This is a genomic window from Cytobacillus sp. ABV4_503, assembly GCF_056158445.1.
Genome location: NZ_JBSWTH010000001.1, coordinates 2,918,394 through 2,934,820, shown reverse-complemented (window position 1 = coordinate 2,934,820; position 16,427 = coordinate 2,918,394). Strand labels below are relative to the sequence as shown.

General features: G+C 40.3%; 22 protein-coding genes and 1 riboswitch. Of the genes, 16 read left to right on the top strand and 6 right to left on the bottom strand.

The window, feature by feature from the left end; all coding sequences use genetic code 11:
- Positions 1-258 precede the first annotated feature (258 nt).
- Together brnQ and ACXAD1_RS14650 are read left to right on the top strand one after the other, a co-directional pair.
- Positions 259-1,611: a branched-chain amino acid transport system II carrier protein gene (gene brnQ, locus ACXAD1_RS14655; RefSeq protein ID WP_474910438.1), complete on the top strand. Its 1,353-nt coding sequence runs from the start codon at positions 259-261 to the stop codon at positions 1,609-1,611.
- Between the two features lie 139 nt (positions 1,612-1,750).
- Positions 1,751-1,854, top strand: a riboswitch (purine riboswitch).
- Positions 1,855-1,983: 129 nt separating this feature from the next.
- Positions 1,984-2,853 (top strand): 5'-methylthioadenosine/S-adenosylhomocysteine nucleosidase, encoded by an 870-nt coding sequence (locus ACXAD1_RS14650; RefSeq protein ID WP_474910437.1) that lies wholly within the window; start codon positions 1,984-1,986, stop codon positions 2,851-2,853.
- A 320-nt stretch (positions 2,854-3,173) separates the two neighbouring features.
- Here ACXAD1_RS14650 and ACXAD1_RS14645 read toward each other — a convergent pair whose 3' ends face one another.
- On the bottom strand, positions 3,174-3,479 hold the full coding sequence (locus tag ACXAD1_RS14645) for a winged helix-turn-helix transcriptional regulator (RefSeq protein WP_019382679.1): 306 nt from the start codon (positions 3,477-3,479) through the stop codon (positions 3,174-3,176).
- A 146-nt stretch (positions 3,480-3,625) separates the two neighbouring features.
- Here ACXAD1_RS14645 and ACXAD1_RS14640 point away from each other — a divergent pair, with 146 nt between their 5' ends.
- From ACXAD1_RS14640 to ACXAD1_RS14610, 7 genes are all read left to right on the top strand, one after another.
- The gene (locus tag ACXAD1_RS14640; RefSeq protein WP_474910436.1) at positions 3,626-4,030 is read left to right on the top strand and encodes a DoxX family protein; all 405 of its coding nucleotides are present in this window, start codon (positions 3,626-3,628) and stop codon (positions 4,028-4,030) included.
- A gap of 17 nt (positions 4,031-4,047) precedes the next feature.
- Positions 4,048-4,896 (top strand): VOC family protein, encoded by an 849-nt coding sequence (locus ACXAD1_RS14635; RefSeq protein WP_474910435.1) that lies wholly within the window; start codon positions 4,048-4,050, stop codon positions 4,894-4,896.
- A 23-nt stretch (positions 4,897-4,919) separates the two neighbouring features.
- Positions 4,920-5,510 (top strand): NADPH-dependent FMN reductase, encoded by a 591-nt coding sequence (locus tag ACXAD1_RS14630; protein ID WP_370224444.1) that lies wholly within the window; start codon positions 4,920-4,922, stop codon positions 5,508-5,510.
- 117 nt (positions 5,511-5,627) lie between these two features.
- Positions 5,628-6,356: a ZIP family metal transporter gene (locus ACXAD1_RS14625; RefSeq protein WP_206843855.1), complete on the top strand. Its 729-nt coding sequence runs from the start codon at positions 5,628-5,630 to the stop codon at positions 6,354-6,356.
- Between the two features lie 76 nt (positions 6,357-6,432).
- Positions 6,433-6,717 (top strand): YrhK family protein, encoded by a 285-nt coding sequence (locus tag ACXAD1_RS14620; protein WP_206843857.1) that lies wholly within the window; start codon positions 6,433-6,435, stop codon positions 6,715-6,717.
- Positions 6,718-6,821: 104 nt separating this feature from the next.
- A complete protein-coding gene (locus ACXAD1_RS14615; protein ID WP_206843860.1) occupies positions 6,822-7,031 on the top strand; it encodes a DUF2187 family protein in 210 nt (69 codons plus the stop codon).
- A 198-nt stretch (positions 7,032-7,229) separates the two neighbouring features.
- The gene (locus tag ACXAD1_RS14610; protein WP_474910434.1) at positions 7,230-7,955 is read left to right on the top strand and encodes an MOSC domain-containing protein; all 726 of its coding nucleotides are present in this window, start codon (positions 7,230-7,232) and stop codon (positions 7,953-7,955) included.
- Between the two features lie 64 nt (positions 7,956-8,019).
- Here ACXAD1_RS14610 and ACXAD1_RS14605 read toward each other — a convergent pair whose 3' ends face one another.
- Entirely contained in the window at positions 8,020-9,240 is a 1,221-nt protein-coding gene (locus tag ACXAD1_RS14605; RefSeq protein WP_206843865.1) for an MFS transporter, read from the bottom strand.
- 417 nt (positions 9,241-9,657) lie between these two features.
- Here ACXAD1_RS14605 and ACXAD1_RS14600 point away from each other — a divergent pair, with 417 nt between their 5' ends.
- Positions 9,658-10,935, top strand: a complete 1,278-nt coding sequence (locus tag ACXAD1_RS14600; protein ID WP_474910433.1) for a hypothetical protein — start codon at positions 9,658-9,660, stop codon at positions 10,933-10,935.
- A 66-nt stretch (positions 10,936-11,001) separates the two neighbouring features.
- Complete coding sequence (locus tag ACXAD1_RS14595) at positions 11,002-11,130, top strand: GNAT family N-acetyltransferase (protein WP_474910432.1); 129 nt, start codon at positions 11,002-11,004, stop codon at positions 11,128-11,130.
- Between the two features lie 34 nt (positions 11,131-11,164).
- Here the strand turns inward: ACXAD1_RS14595 and ACXAD1_RS14590 are convergent, their stop codons facing one another.
- A complete protein-coding gene (locus tag ACXAD1_RS14590; RefSeq protein ID WP_474910431.1) occupies positions 11,165-11,653 on the bottom strand; it encodes a J domain-containing protein in 489 nt (162 codons plus the stop codon).
- A gap of 207 nt (positions 11,654-11,860) precedes the next feature.
- Between ACXAD1_RS14590 and ACXAD1_RS14585 the strand changes: the two genes are divergently transcribed.
- Positions 11,861-11,989: a hypothetical protein gene (locus ACXAD1_RS14585; protein ID WP_280516118.1), complete on the top strand. Its 129-nt coding sequence runs from the start codon at positions 11,861-11,863 to the stop codon at positions 11,987-11,989.
- Between the two features lie 117 nt (positions 11,990-12,106).
- Here the strand turns inward: ACXAD1_RS14585 and ACXAD1_RS14580 are convergent, their stop codons facing one another.
- Both ACXAD1_RS14580 and ACXAD1_RS14575 read right to left on the bottom strand, forming a co-directional pair.
- Positions 12,107-12,349 (bottom strand): DUF2164 domain-containing protein, encoded by a 243-nt coding sequence (locus ACXAD1_RS14580; RefSeq protein ID WP_019382696.1) that lies wholly within the window; start codon positions 12,347-12,349, stop codon positions 12,107-12,109.
- A 117-nt stretch (positions 12,350-12,466) separates the two neighbouring features.
- Positions 12,467-12,643, bottom strand: a complete 177-nt coding sequence (locus ACXAD1_RS14575; RefSeq protein WP_206843873.1) for a hypothetical protein — start codon at positions 12,641-12,643, stop codon at positions 12,467-12,469.
- A gap of 90 nt (positions 12,644-12,733) precedes the next feature.
- On the opposite strand from ACXAD1_RS14575, the gene ACXAD1_RS14570 reads away from it, so the two are divergent.
- The 4 genes from ACXAD1_RS14570 (at position 12,734) to ACXAD1_RS14555 (ending at position 15,291) form a co-directional block, all read left to right on the top strand.
- On the top strand, positions 12,734-13,696 hold the full coding sequence (locus ACXAD1_RS14570) for a LacI family DNA-binding transcriptional regulator (RefSeq protein ID WP_474910430.1): 963 nt from the start codon (positions 12,734-12,736) through the stop codon (positions 13,694-13,696).
- Positions 13,697-13,971: 275 nt separating this feature from the next.
- Positions 13,972-14,445, top strand: a complete 474-nt coding sequence (locus ACXAD1_RS14565; protein ID WP_474910429.1) for a hypothetical protein — start codon at positions 13,972-13,974, stop codon at positions 14,443-14,445.
- Entirely contained in the window at positions 14,442-14,951 is a 510-nt protein-coding gene (locus tag ACXAD1_RS14560; protein ID WP_206843882.1) for a hypothetical protein, read from the top strand. The genes ACXAD1_RS14565 and ACXAD1_RS14560 overlap by 4 nt, the downstream gene beginning before the upstream one ends.
- 139 nt (positions 14,952-15,090) lie before the next feature.
- Positions 15,091-15,291 carry a hypothetical protein gene (locus ACXAD1_RS14555; protein WP_474910428.1) on the top strand — a complete coding sequence of 67 codons (201 nt, stop codon included), beginning with the start codon at positions 15,091-15,093 and terminating at the stop codon, positions 15,289-15,291.
- A gap of 48 nt (positions 15,292-15,339) precedes the next feature.
- Here the strand turns inward: ACXAD1_RS14555 and ACXAD1_RS14550 are convergent, their stop codons facing one another.
- A complete protein-coding gene (locus tag ACXAD1_RS14550; RefSeq protein WP_206843886.1) occupies positions 15,340-16,296 on the bottom strand; it encodes a 3-oxoacyl-ACP synthase III family protein in 957 nt (318 codons plus the stop codon).
- Positions 16,297-16,427 lie beyond the last annotated feature (131 nt).

Here is a 16,427-nt window from a genome sequence, read left to right as displayed (position 1 = left end):
TCTGTGAAATTATAGTTATTTCCAATAGATTATAAATTTAGTATATAGAAGTATCTTGAAAAATTCAATATATCGCATGATTCGACAAAAAGTTTTGTGCGATATATTGCATAAGTATTTTGAATATGTTATCTTGAGTTATGCAATATATTACTAGCGTACAAAAATAATAATGTTACAGCGCTATAATATTTCAGAAAATTTAAATTTAATAAAATAAGAATCATTTAGACAGACAGATTAATAGGAGGAATTGAAATGACCAGCAAAATACCATTCTCATATATTGTGACAGTTGGTTTTATGCTCTTTGCCTTATTTTTTGGGGCAGGAAACTTAATTTTCCCTGCGATGCTTGGCCAATCCGCAGGAACGAATGTATGGTCAGCGAACGCTGGCTTCATCATGACAGGTGTAGGTTTGCCACTTCTTGGTATACTGGCTTTGGGCTTCTCGGGAAAAAGTGATCTGCAATCACTGGCGAGCCGTGTCAATCCATTGTTCGGACTGGGATTCACAGTGGCCCTGTACTTATCAATTGGACCGCTTTTTGCCATTCCGAGAACAGCTACAGTGTCATACGAAATCGGAATTAAGCCATATCTATCAGAAGGAAGCGGATCAGTTGGCTTAATCGTATTTTCAATTATTTTCTTTGGAATTACCGCTTTTTTCTCTTTGAATTCTTCAAAGATTGTTGATATCGTAGGAAAATATTTAACACCGATTCTTCTAATTGTAATCGCAGTTTTAATCGGCGCTGCCTTCTTTAATCCAATGGGAGCATTCCAGGCTCCGACTGAATCCTATATGAATGGTGCGTTCTTTAAAGGGTTTCAGGAAGGCTATCTGACAATGGATGCTCTGGCAGCATTTGTATTCGGTATTATCGTTGTAAATGCTGTGAAGGAAAAAGGCGCAGTAACTAAGAAGGATATCATGGTATCCATTGCGAAGGCTGGTGTGATTGCTTCAGGTCTTTTAGCAGTCATTTATACATCGCTTTCATTTATTGGGGCTTCAAGTGTCAGCGGTCTTGGAGCATTGGATAACGGGGGTGCTGTTCTATCTGGTGCATCTTCCCATTACTTTGGCTCATTTGGTATGCTGCTTTTAAGTGTCATTGTTTTTGGTGCATGTTTGACAACCAGCATCGGGTTAATTACCGCTTGTTCTTCATACTTTAATAAACTGATGCCAAGAGTTTCTTACAAAATGTTCGTCATTATTTTATCAATATTCAGCGCGGTTTTTGCCAACTTTGGCCTTAGCCAGCTTATCGCCATTTCCGTCCCTGTCTTGGTGGGAATCTATCCATTGGCCATTGCATTAATGGCTCTTACTTTCCTGCATCCATTCTTTAAAGGAAAGAAAGAAGTTTATCAGGGAAGCATGCTATTCACATTTGTGGTAAGTTTGTTTGATGGTTTGAATGCAGCAGGCATTGCGTTTGCGCCAATCAATGACCTATTCAGTGCGATCCTTCCTTTATATGATGTGGGGTTAGGCTGGATTGTCCCAGCTATCGCAGGTGGTCTGATCGGTCTGGCTGCTGCTGCCATAAAGAATAACAGCCAATCATCTTCTGCTGAAGCCAAAAAAGCAGCATAATGATTAGAGCCTCCAGTTTAATACTGGAGGTTTTTTTATGGATTAATATTGATGAATTACGAATGTTTAATAGTTAATATGTACTAATTGTTCGTATTTCAGTTGAATTTTCACAAGCTATTTGTTATATTGGCATTGTAATCTTACTAATTTCATCACTCGTATATGCTCGGTAATATGGTCTGAGTGTTTCTACCTGGTTCCCAATCAAAGAACCGGACTACGGGTTAAAGTATAGGAAAGGCCGCAAACTTTATTGCAGCTGCTTTAACTCTATGGTCTGGAAGGTAGAAATTATTCTGCTTTTACAGGCCTTTTTCTATGGCTTAAACTTCGGGTGTATCAGACATCAAGAAAAGGGGAGAACGTGCAATGAAAAAGAAATTAGCTTCACTTGCTGCGATTGCAGCACTGTCTGCAGGAATGCTTGCAGGATGCTCATCGGCAGGAAAATTAGAAACCGAGGCTGAAGGAGCCCAAAAGCCAATTCTTATCCAGGGGCCAATGCCGATCGAGGCTGAAAAGTTTGCTGAACGATTAGATAAAGTTAAAGTAGAAAAATCAGGTAATTTTGTTTTTTATAAAGGCAAGCTGGACAAGTACCCGGTTATCGTTGCTAAAACCGGAAAAGGCATGGAAAATACAGCAGCTGCCACAGCAATCGCCATCGAAAAGTATGATCCAGCTGCCATCATCAACCAGGGGACTTCAGGCGGCCATGATCCGGGCTTGAATGTGTATGATATCGTTTTAGGAGAAAGAACAGTCAATATCGGATCATTGAAGACTGGTCATTTGGAAGCAGGGGAAGGGATTGAACCAACTAAGTGGATCCCAATGGACCTGATGGCTTCTGAGGGAAGTGCCGGTGAAGACCCTGATGCCGAAAAGATTCGTTATTATGAGGGAGATGAAAATCTTCTTGCTGCTGCCAATGCAGTAAAAGATAAGCACAAAAAGGGCAAAGTAGTCGAAGGGACAATCGGTTCAGCGGACCTATGGAATAACGAAGTAGACCGCATCAATTGGTTTCATGAAAACTACGGAACATCGGTAGAAGAAATGGAAGGCGCTGCAGCAGCGCAGATTGCCGGAGCATACAATGTTCCATTCCTGGGAATTCGTATTCTTTCTAATAATAAAACAAACGGAGGCCAATACGACCCCAACACTGCGGCCGCAAACCAGGATTACGTATATGAAGTTGTAAAACATTATATTTCAGAGGTAAAAGGAAAGTAAATTTGCTGTTTACCTATTCTGACAGAAGAAGGACGAATCCTAGAGAATGAGTCCGAACGCAGACAACCTTCGGACAGCGTAAGGATAAATCCGAAGAGTTGCTTCTGAAGTCAGGGGACCTTCGGACAGAGTAGGATAAATCCGAGGAATTGAGTCCGAAGTCGAGGCACCTTTGGACAGAAGAAGCAAGATTTTCGAAGGGAATGAGTCCGAACTGGCTCGCCAGTCAAAAAAGAAATAACCACGATCAAAGAGATAACGCAAAAAAGAGTCTTCCAAAAAGGGAGGACTCTTTTTTGATATTCATATATAAATTAAGCCTATAACCAGTTCTGCGACCATTTTTCTATTTCTTTCATCAGCGGTTCCATGGCCAGGCCTTTTTCTGTCAGGGAATATTCGATTCTTACAGGAGTTTCAGGGTAAACTTCGCGTTTTACGACCCCCTCATTCTCCAGGTCCTTTAACCGGTCTGAAAGAACTTTGCCGCTTATCCCGATAGAGGATTCTATACTGCAGAACCGCTGCGGCCCGTTAAGCAATTGATAAATGATCAATCCGGTCCAGCGCTGGCTCAATATGCCTATGGCTTTTTCAAATCTTGGACAAATTAGCGACTTTTCCATTAGTATCACTCCTTGTTTTTATTATAATCATAAACAGAAAATAATTAAATCACTAAATATAAAATAATTACTTGACGAAAATAAATATCAATAATATACTAACTTACATAAAGTAAGTAACTAACATAAGACTCAAGGAGGAAAACATGAACAAAAATGAATTAGGCCATTTCATTCTGCGTGTAATTTTAGGATTTATTTTCTTTATTCATGGATTATCAAAATTTCAGGGAGGCATAAGCAATACTGCCGGCTTCTTCGACAGTATCGGTATTCCGGGTTTTATGGCTTATGCCGTTGCAGTAATCGAGCTGGCAGGAGGCATAGCGGTGATTCTGGGTATTGGCACAAAAATGGTTTCTGTACTATTTGCTTTCATTATGCTGGGAGCGATCTTTACTGCTAAGCTGTCCGCAGGCCTGCTTGGGAACGGTCAAATGGCTGGATATGAATTAGATTTACTCCTGCTTGCAGCATCGATCTATTTTGTATTAGCTAAGGAATCACCACTATCTCTTGGGAGCAAATTAATACAATCAAAAGCAAACTAGTGGGAGGAAAAATTCACATGAACTTTCATCAAAAACCGATTACCTTTGTAGCTCAGGTCAATCTGAAAGTACAGGATCTGGAACGGTCACTTGCATTCTATAAAGAAGTAATTGGATTTAAAGTGTTAACAAAAACAGAAAGAACTGCCCAGCTGACTGCTGATGGAAAAACGGCATTGCTGACCATCGAACAGCCGGAAAATGTCGAACCTGCAATAGGAAGAACAACAGGTTTGTATCATTTCGCCCTGCTCCTCCCAAAGCGTTCTGATTTGGCTAAGATAGTACGTCATTTCGTCGAGATTGGGCTGCAATTTGGATCATCGGATCATCTTGTCAGCGAAGCACTTTATCTGTCAGATCCGGATGGCAATGGGATAGAAATTTACACTGACCGCAACCCTTCTGAATGGACATGGAAAAACGGGGAGGTAAATATGACTGTTGATCCTCTGGACTTCCCTGACCTGCTGTCAATTGGGCAGCAGCAGTCCTGGAAGGGCCTGCCTGGCGGTACGGTCATGGGGCATATCCATTTGCATGTAGCAGAACTGGCGCATACCGAAACGTTTTACACTGAGGGGCTTGGATTCGAAGCAGTCTGCCGATATGGCACACAGGCACTGTTCATTTCCAGCGGAAAATATCACCACCATATTGGTTTGAATACATGGAATGGGGTAGGAGCGCCGCAGCCTTCAGAGAATAGTGTTGGGCTACAATCCTTCAGGCTCATTTTTGAAAATGAAGAAGCCGTAGATCAGGCAGTAGAAAACTTGAAAAAGATAGGCGCGGCTGTGTCTGTTGAAAATAATCAGGCGGTTACTGAAGACCCTTCTGGAAATCGAATTATTTTAGGAGTTTAAATTATCATCAGGTGGTGTGAGTCATGGGTTTTTTTAATCAATTATTTGGAAGAAAATCTAAGGAGGAACAAACAATGAGCGAGAAATTAAACATTGGGATTATCTTAGGGAGCACACGTCAGGGGAGAGTCAGCCCACAGGTCGGTTCATGGGTAAAAGAGATTGCCGATAAACGCGGAGATGCCAATTATGAGATTATAGATATCGCTGATTTCAAATTGCCATTCTTAGGTGAAGCGGATTCGCCAGGAATTGCTGCATGGAATGAGAAGCTTAATAGTCTGGATGGATTCATTTTCATCGTTCAGGAATATAACCACAGTATTACAGGGGCATTAAAAAATGCACTTGATCTAGCCCGTGAACCCTGGAACAATAAAGCTGCAGGAATTGTAAGCTATGGGTCAACCGGCGGTGCGAGAGCTGCTGAACATCTGCGCGGAATCATGGGTGAATTAATGATTGCTGATGTACGCGTGCATCCAACATTGTCTTTATTTACTGATTTTGAAAATGGTACAGTATTTAAACCTCAAGATCTTCATCTCAATAATGTGAACGCAATGATTGACCAGGTGATATCCTGGAGCGGTGCATTAAAAACCATTAGATAGAGTCTAAGCAGAACCCTCGAGGTTCTGCTTTTTTAATCTTATTCTGAATAGTGGTTTTTAGGATGGGCCAAAAGGAAATAATGAGAGAAACAAAACAAAATGGAAGGAGTGAACTTGATGTGGAATGCTGCACTATGGGGAGGGGTCTCTGGATCAGCAGTCCTTTTTGGCGCATTGGCAGCGATGTTTTTGCCCATCCGGAAAAAAATGATCGGTTACATTATGGCATTCGGAACTGGTGTCCTGATTGGTGCTGCCTCCTATGAGCTGCTTGGGGAGTCAGTCCATAACGGCGGCTTAATTCCGACAGGCATTGGATTTTTGGCTGGAGCAATTATCTTTACCCTTTTTGATATCATGATTTCAAACAAGGGGGCTAAGAACCGGAAAAGGTCCGGCCATAAAGCAGCAGCCAGCAGCGGTATAGTCCTTTTTACCGGGACCATTATGGATGCCATTCCAGAATCAATCATGATCGGGACAAGCCTGCTTGAAGGAGGTAAGGTGAGTTTTCTATTGGTGACAGCCATTTTTATCAGCAACTTTCCGGAAGGCCTTTCCAGTACTTCGGGAATGAAAAAGAGCGGCTATTCAAAAAAGAAAATTATCCTCCTTTGGAGTTCGGTATTTGTCATTGCGGGAATTGCTTCGATGGCTGGATACATATTTTTGGATGGAGCTTCAAAAGAGGTCCTGTCAGGAATTGCAGGCTTTGCTGGTGGTGCAATTATTGCCATGGTGGCTTCCACGATGATGCCTGAAGCCTTTGAGGACAGCGGGCCGATGACCGGATTCATTGCAGCTACCGGTTTGCTGGCTTCATTGGTGCTTGATCATTTTTCATAGTATTTTCCAGAAATTAACTATATATTAATGAATGTTTGGCACCTTATGTGGAAAAGACAAAACAGAGGTGTTATTCATGAAGATTAGAAATATAGTTAGGGAACAGCAGGAAGATGTGCATATTGAAATAGGCGACTACGAAATGATCATTGAAAAGCGATATAGGGTAGTATCATTTATTAATGATCTGCTCCTGGGTGTTTTATATTTTATCGGAAGCATATTGTTTTTAACAGATGTCAGCCAGGCGGTTTCGATATCATTTTTCCTTGCAGGAAGTATTATGATGATTATCAGGGCAGGCTTAAATATATTGAAGGACCTTCATATTAATAAGATTACAGGACCAAAGAAAGAGTAAGTTAATTTGAAAATGAATTGGGTTTTGCGGAAGGATGAAACGGCAATACTAGCCTCATAGCGAAAACCAGCTAAAAAAATTAAAGTATTTAAAGGAGAATGGCGATGGCTGAAGAAACAGAAAAGGTAAGCAAAGGTAAAAAAGCAGATGTCGGCGATACGATCAGCATCTTAAGCGGTTCCGAAAAAGGGAAAAAAGGCAGAGTAATCGTGGTACGGGATAACTCAGTCATTGTGGAGCTTGGAATTAATCCGAAAAAGGATGAGCCCATCAAAACGGTGATCAGCCATAAGCGCTATAAAGTCGAAAAATAAAGAGGGAGGGTTAAAGGTGAGATCTGAGCAAAAACGAACTTCTGCGTCCATACCTGCTGACGTCCGTGAAAAAATTATTCAAGCGGACAGGGATGAAAAAACAAAGCGGCAAACAAAACGGCCGCAGTAAATGATATCCATGACAGCCGAACGCGCTGTCATGGATTTTTCATTTGGTTGAAGGGAGTGGAATGGAAGGTGCTAATAGGACATATTAAAGAGATTGTCCGCTATCCGGTGAAAAGCTTTTACGGGGAAAGTGTGAAAAAAACAAACGTAATGGATTATGGACTCTATGGTGATCGCAGCCATGCCTACCTGGATGAATCAAGGCCGGGGAAATATTTGACGATTACTCAGTTTCCCAAAATGGTCAGATATAAAGCAGAGTTTACGGGAGAGGAAAATGAGAACCTATTTCCTCCAGTAAGAATAACTACTCCCGACGGCAAACGGATCCCCTGGGATGATAAAGAATTGTTAAAAGAAATGGAAGACCATTCTTCCAGAAAAATCACTCCTGTGAAATATAGTCCTGTTCATGTACCTGTAGGAGCAATTGAAGAGGAAAACATTCTATTAGTGACTGACGCGTCCCTGCAAAAAATGAAAGAGATGTGGGGAAAAGAGAAAATGGACTTCCAGCGGTTTCGCCCGAATTTAGTCATTTCCCTGATAAAGGAAGATCCTTTTGCTGAGGAAAAATGGTTTGGGAAGACAATGAAGATTGGCAGTGCTGAGATAAAAGTTAAGCGGCATTGCGAACGGTGTATGATTATTACAGTAGATCCAGAGAGCGGGGAGCGGGATTCCAGTTTGCATAAAAAGGTTATCAGTGAAAGGGATAATCATTTTGGGGTGTATTCCTCTGTCATGAAAACTGGTGAGATTTCAGCAGGGGATGCGGTTTATCTTTTTAATTAATATATGTTTGCTCCTCGTCAATAAACTAAGTTATAGCGGGCCCAGTTCATAAACTGGGCTCTTTTTATACACCTTGACTCATTCTCTTAACTTTTTTTTGGGTCCCAGCAGCAAAGACCAGGACGATAATGCTTGCCGATATTAATGTCCCATGGAAGAGCCAAACCATTTTAGCTAATGAGAATACTTCCAGTACAAGAGGGGCGGCAGCAAATCCAAGTGCAAAGCCGAATGATTTTAAAAGCATGCCTACTCCAAAAATTCTGCCTCTGATATGGTTGTCTGTCTTCTGCAGAATTGTGGCATGCAGAGTCGTGAAACCCGCATCAAAAATTCCAGTTAAAAAGGCAAACGGCAGAATAATCCATAGGCTATGATTGGACAGGAAGGTGATAAAACCTGCCGACATAAACATGGCGGATACAAAGCATGCAAAATAAAGGCGGTTTTCCCGGAGGCTTTTTAATTTTGGCAGAATCATGGTTGCTGAAACTGATCCAATTCCCCATACACCCCAGATTAATCCGTAGTAAAAACTTTGTTTGCTGCTGTCGATATTCTCGGCCAGCAGCGGAATCCCCAAATTATGCGAAGCACCTGCGAATGCCCCAATAAGAAAGACAATGTTGACAAGAAGCAGCATCGGCTTCACCAAAATAAAGGAATAGACTTCTTTCAAATCTCTGCCGATGATTGCCAGTTTATCTTTAAAGCCGCTGCTGATCCTTTTTCTTACAGCTGATTCCGACGTTTGCCATTTCATTTTTAATAAAACGAGTGCTGAAATGATGTAGGTTGCGGCATCAATGATTAAAGTTACCTGGTATCCGAGGAAATCAGTTATGACTCCAGCCCCGATAAAACCAAATACCAGACTGACAGATGTTAATCGGGAAATTAACGCATTTGTTTCCAGTACTTTATCCTCGCCAAAAATCTGAGGGATTTCGGCGCTGTAGCTAACTGCAAAAAAGCTTGATGTCAATCCGATAAAGAAGCAGACAATGAGAATCATGATTGGATTTGGAAACGGTATTAAGCTTAAAATGATGACAGCCCGGAATACATCCGTCCAAATCATAATTTTTCGGCGGTCAAAGCGATCGGCCAAGACCCCTGAAAAAAGGCTTGATAAAACGCCGCCAAGTGTCCTGATGGCCATGGTCGCTGCAAGCCAGGCAGAGCTTCCGGTGGCCGCATACATGAGCACATTTATGGCAATCAGGTCCATGAACGTGCCCAAATCGGAAAAAGCTTTTACATACAGAAAAATTTTGCGGTTCATGTGAGTCTCCCAGATTTTCAAAGATGTTTTCTGTTTTATTTTAAAGATTTTGAATTTAATTCGCAATACGAAATTTCAGATTTTTATTTTACTGATTCTGGCATTTTTTATAAAGGAGAATCACATAAGAATGTGGAATAAATTGATTGGTGAAATTTTGAAAGCAAGGCTGGATCACTCATGAAAGCAGCCATTGATACAAAGAAGGTAAGAGAATGAACAACGTATTCGGGAACCAAATAAAAGGACTTGATTATAAAATACGCAAAGGTGCTTACGCTGTAATATTCAATTCCTGTTTATGAATGTACGAAATGACCAGCTGTCATCTTGACGGCTATTTTCAGCTTTGTTGGCGGGATAAGGTTTATTATCAAATTACTAAGTGCCAAGATTCATCAAGAGAGGGGTGCTTATATGGAGCTGGAAGAAAAAAGGGAGTCATCTAAACGTTTGAGGCTGATTAAAAAGGTCATATGGGGAATATCGATTATTTCGACCCTCTTAGCAATGTTTTATTTAGATATGCAAAAGTTGCACAAGGAAGAAAAACCGCCAATGCCCACTGTATTATTTGGGGAGCAGGAGTTAGATCCGATCTTAAGCACTTATACTTGGAACGCAGGAGAAAATGTGAAGGAGATAAAAGATCTCACGAAATTGATTGAATATCAGCATGCAGATTTTCGAGAGAATCTTAATATAGAATTTCCAAAAAATCAGCAGCCAATCTTCATTGCAAGAGGAAACTATTATAATGGCGAAATTAAAGTAGAGCCCTATCAAACTCTTTATCGTGGATTTACACTTTTAGGAAACGAATCGCGCAAAGAAATATATTCTGTAAAAGCCTACTGGAAGGATGGCAAGCGGGCTGAATATATCATCCCTGTTAACATTAAAGAGGTTAGTCCGGAAAAGAACTATCTGGCAAGAAATAAAGGGTATCATTCACTTCTGATTGTTGGAGATACTGATAAAAATGTAATTGATGAACTTTATTCTCAACCAGTTCACTTTCTTTTCGAAACAAGCAGTTCATTAGGTCTAAAGGATGTAAATGCTATTTATCCTGAATTACAAGTAAAGGAAGAGCCTAGTTATATATTATTTGATCATATGAAGGAAGCATTTCGCGCAGCTTCTATAGAAGAGTTAATAAAATATATGAAAGATAATACGTATTCTAAAAAAAGCACAATAAAGGGAAACGTTATAAAGCTGGATCGAGATTTGGGAGTAATCCAAGTGGATGATAAAGTTTTTAATGCTGCAGATATGGAAGAGGTTAAAGTTGGACAGAAAATCTCTTTAGAGGTGAATCAGCTAAATAAGGACATCCCTTACTATCGAATAATCGAAAACATCAATGTGATAAAAGCTCCTGACACGGTCTTTTCCGCTGCTAAATGGCTAGCGAAGGATGCTGAAAAGGTTGCTATTCTTGCTATTGGACCATCTGCCTTTACTGAGCAGTTTAAATCTCCAAATAAGGAAGACTTCAAGCTGGTGGAAAACATAGAGATTCAAGAGGCACTAACATTAAAAAATGGAGAGGCAGTCACAGATGCTGCTGTTTATGTATTTAATGATAAGGAATTAGTTTTCCAGACGGACGAATTTGACCAGCTGCTGAACTATTTATTTGAGTTTGAAATGTTAATGCCTGCTAGAAAGGAAAGAAACGGGCTTTAGTGCAGCGAAAGGGGGATAGTGGGTGGGTAGGTATCGCTCCACCAAAACGAGTGGGCAGGCCTAAGATTGGATCAGCTGAGCTTAAAATATAAGAAGCTGGTTTCTATTATAAATGTGAACAATCTTGCTTCTATCCGTGTTGCCGAAAAAGCGGGCATGAAAAAGGAAAAAACATTCCTCAGATCCGGAAATTAGATGTATGTATATTCCATGTCAAACGTTTAGAATTCTAGAAGATGTTTTTATAATGCTCAGTAAACACCTTAAAAAGCCTTTCATCTCCGCCGCGGTCTGGATGGAGGGCTTTTAGAAGTTTCTTGAATTCTTTTCGGATCAATTGCAAATCCTCATCAGGGTTCAGGCCCAGGAGCTTTGCAGGCTTGATTTCTTCATCATCAATCATCTTTTGTGCTTGTATCATTTTCTTCAATGATTTAACTTTGGATTCCTCTATTTGGACACGGGTATTCAGGATCTCCATTTGTCCCTTAAGATCTTTAACTTGCAGAAGGATCCCTTCGAGTTTTTGCTGATAAAGCTCTTCCTGTTTTTGGAAGATGAAATCAGTGAGATCCTTCGTCTTTATTGTGTAGCTGATTTGCCTCCTGGGACTTCGTTCCGCTTTTATTTTTCCTTCTTCTATCCAGCGCTCAAGGTCTGCGTCATTCGCCTTAATTCCAGCTTTGTGTAATTGTGCCACAGCATCAGTAATGTTCATCTTTCATGCTCACTCTCTATAAAATCTATTTATCAGTCAAAAATATCATATCACTGAACACTTTCAGAAAAATAACAAGCAGATGACATAGTATTAAAGTTTATTTACACCGGTAACGCCATTATTTCGAATAACTGGAAATATTAGAAAAATAGGTGGAATCTTGATGTAATGTAAAAAACTGGACGTGGGAGGACGGAGATAATCATGAAGAAAATGTTCAAATTTGCAGTATGGGTCGCTGCTCTACCGGTTATTTTGCTGTGGACAATCTTTTTTGATTCGAGCGGCAACTCTGCCATGTTTGTGAATGACGTATTTAATGATAAGAAATAGGTTGAAGAAATTGAATGGGCAGCTGGACTCCCGTATATCCTCATTCGGTTCCTTTGAGTCTAGATGAGGGAGTCTTATGCCCGTCAGATTGCTATAAAGTCAAACACCAACCAACAATTATTTTATAGGACGCTCGAGAGTCAGGATTTCATCCTCCATTGAAGCATATTGCTGCTCTACTACATGCTTTACATCTGAAATCGCTGCATTATAGAAATGAGGGGCCAATGACTCTTTAACAAAATCCAGCACCCTTTCTGCACCGAACTCAGATATTTCTTCATCTCTTTCCTCAGAGAAAAAAATCTGGATATCCTCGATCATCTTTTGCTGCTGCTCTTTTGTTATTTTTAAAAACATATCATGCCTTCCTTTCGGTTTTGGATACATGTTACTATACACAGAAATTTCTTCAAAAGGGAGACTGTAATTTTTAAAAGAAATATGTACAGCAGGAAAATGGAAGCCTCCCGCCAGCTACTTATGTGATGAGTCATCGCTATAGACATCAAAGAGAAGTCTGTAATAATCTTTCACATAAATATCTTTGTTTTCAGCCTTTTTTTTTGGATAGAGTGAAATAGGGATAGATGACAAGGCAAGAATCGAACTGCATAATAGAACCAGATATAAGATTCCAGTTAGAATGTACATATAGGATACCTCCTTTAGTTGTTAAAAAAAGCTTATATTATGAAACGCATTTCAGAGCAAGAAAAAAAGTGAAAAAAATTAGGTGGTTTTATGGCAAATATAAAAGACATTGCTAAAAAGGCAGGGGTTTCAGTTACAACCGTTTCCAGAGTGCTGAATAACCATCCTTATGTGAGTGAGGATAAAAGGGGAGCTGTCCTGCAGGCGATGGAGGAATTCAATTATCAGCCGAATATCAATGCTGTTCATTTGAGTAAAGGGGAAACACTTCTTATAGGAGTTGTGGTTCCTTTTACCAATCATCCTTATTTCGGCCTGCTTTTAGAAGGGATTGCAAATGAGGCCATGAAAAACAACTATAAATTAGTTCTTTTTCAAACAAATTACGAGGAAGACAGGGAGATTGAAGCTCTAAAGATGCTGCAGCATAAACAAATCGACTCTTTAATTATTTGTTCCAGAATCTGCGAATGGGATGTCATCAATCAGTTTACCGGGTATGGCCCCATTGTTCTATGTGAAGATGCGAGGAATCATAATGTGTCCTCTGCCTTTATCGACCATTACATGAGTTTCTCTAGTGCTTTAGAGTATCTGCATAATAAAGGGCATCAGAAAATCGGGTATTGCATTGGAAGAAAGACGGGTGCCAACAGCATGCAGCGCGGAAAGGCTTATGCTGATTTTTTAATACGAATTAACGAACGGCATAACGAAGAATATATATTCTATGAGTGTCTCAATTTTGAGCATGGCGAAGAAGTGGTTCGCCGCATATCGAACATGGATAATCCACCGACAGCTTTGCTGGTAACAAGTGATTTTGCTGCTGCCGGAATTGTAACCTCCTGCAGGGAAAAAGGCATCCATATTCCGGATGACCTGGCAATCATGGGTTTCGATAACCAGCCAATCGCCAAAATCATGCACATTACAACACTTGAAATACCGCTGGTTCAAATGGGACGGCAGCTGCTTCTTAAAGCGATTGATGGTAAAAAGCACACACATGAGGAAATATCGGTGAAGCTGATCGAACGGCAAACGGTATAGCAGAATGATGGTTGAAGCGGCTGATCCCAACCGTTTATTTATTTGTTTGATGCATTTTAAAAAGGATCAGAGGGTGTCCATTCGGAAAGGTAAAGAGAAGTCTTATCAAGTTAGTCCGAACAAGGCTCATCCTTCAGACAGGGGAAGAAAAAATCCGGGAGAGTGGTTCCGAACTCCTGAGAAATCCATGGAACGGGGCTACCCAAAGGCATAACATCAGAATAATTTTCAAATTCTCAGGTTAAACTAGCAAAAAAGTATGGGACTGATGTTACATGGGATTTGTACTTATCGTTTTTCTAGCATGGCTGGTGCTAATGCTGTTCACATCAATGAATAAAAAGCTGACATTTATTGAAAATACCTTCGTATATCTAGTGGCATTGGTCATACATATCAATTTTACGTGGATTGTGTATGAAGAGTTGAATATGGCGAAGATTTCCCAGCATATTTTAGATAATTCCGCTTTCTTAATACATAGAAGCATAACTATTCCGCTCACAGTTGCTATAACACTAAATTTATATAGAACAGCGCATTCCTTTGGTTCAAAATTATTTAAAACCGCCCTGTCAGTTTTGTTCCTAATCCTGGCTGTGGTGATTGCCCTATACTTTGACATTGTAGAATATAAAAAGTGGAATATCGGCTATGAGATTATTTACTTATTCCTCCTTCATTTAGCGGTTCAATCCATGCTGAAGTATTTTGGACAGCTTAAAACAAGAGGGGTGAACGAATCATGAAATTATGGGAGGATTTCGGTGGCAATGAGCTGTATCTCTTGATCATGAATGCTGCTGCCTATCTTATCTATTTTCTCCTCATAAGAAGGCCGGATAAGCTGGCTAAGCAAATCAGAGTACTGAGTCTGCTGTGGGGGATAGCAATTGGGATTTTGTATGATTTCACAATAGGCGGAGGCAGAACCGATTTTTATAAGGTGAACGATTTAAATAATTATGAAGTGACAGATGTTCTTTATTACTTACTATTCGCTCCATTTGGCTACTTCTTTTTTTACTTTTATGAAAAACTGAAGGTCAGCAAAAAGACTTTCATTCTATATGTTTTGGTCTGGGCATTATTTGGGGTGCTTGTACAATGGGTACTAACGGCAGCTGGAATAATTACTCTGCAAAAAGAATATCAGCTCATCCATTCATTTCCTATCTTTCTGCTGACTCAAACACTGACAGGAGTTTATATCCAGGTCCTCAAATCCAAAGAACAGCTTACAGCAGCAGAATAGAAAAACGTTAGGCGGCCTCATCAGGATGGCCGCATTTTTCTGTTTTCATGAACATTTGCTGCTTAAAGGTGTATAATATCTATTTTAGAGATTCAATCTCATCTAATCTGAAAAGTTATAGGAGCACCAAGATCAAATCATGAAAAAATATAAATTAAAGAATCATTTTAAAGGCTTAAAGAAGGGAACTCACTTTTACCTGATTGCTGAGTCTGAATTTATTGGCATTAAAGAGTATGTATTGCGGACAAAAGACTTATCGATCAGGATTTCCATTAATGAAAGCGAGCTGTCCAGGCATTTTACTTTAATGCACAGCTATGCTGCCAAAGAGGATTAATACCTCCTTTATGGTTGTAAAATAATAAAAAGCCCCATGTAGGCGGCCTTAAATTAGCTGTTTTGATGTTTGTCCCCAGCGCATGACAATGGCTCCCCAGCCGAGACCTGCACCATATCCAGCAAGTACAACCACATCCCCGTCTTTTATTTTTCCTTCCTTCACTTCTTCATGAAGACCAATTGCTATCGTTGGTGCAGAAGAGTTTCCGTAATATTGTATGGTTTTGGTATGCACTTTTGCCATAGGAAATCCAAGGCGTGCAGTACCTGCTTCAATGATCCGCAAGTTGGATTGGTGAGGGATGATGAAATCGACATCCGGCAAGCTCAGGCCAGATAGTTCCAAAACTTTATGAACCGCTTTGGGAAATCTGTCTACTGCAAATTCAAAAACGGCTCTTCCGTCCATCCTGATGTGCTTGTTTTCATCAAGATGAAGATATTTTCCCCCGCTTCCATCCATTTGCATATGGATGCCGAGAATACCATTGCTTTTTTCCACCTGACCTAAGACAACAGCAGCAGCTCCATCTGAAAATAGCAGCGCCGTCTTTTTATCCATCGGATTCAAGAGGGAAGAGCATTTGTCGACAGCAATGACTAATACGTTTTTATACAACCCGGTCTGAACAAATTGGGCCCCGGTTGCCAGGGCTGTGATAAAGCTGGAACAGCCTGAATGAAGATCCAGCCCCGCACATTGTTCAGCACCGATCCTGTCCTGAACCAAGGCTGCTGTAATGTGGGTGTCATGTGTGTTTGTTCCAATAATGACCATGTCGATATCCTTCGGGTTGACCCCTGCGTCTTCTATCGCACGTTTTCCAGCAATTTCGCACATATCTGTAAGTGATGAGTCTGGAGATTCGTAGCGTCTTTCCAGTATGCCTGTTTTTCTGCATATTTCTTCTTGTGTAATACCGAAACGTTTGGCAATTATCTCATTAGTAATAATAGTTTCTGGAATGTTTACACCGATTCCTAATACACCTGCACTGAACAAAGCACTGACCTCCCGGGATGAGTTAATTTTTACCATTACATTTTATCACATAATTGGACAAATTTTGCAATATTAAGAGTTTTGTAATTTTGTTTGAAAAAATGCTCAGAGCATTTCGCCCTGAGCAATCT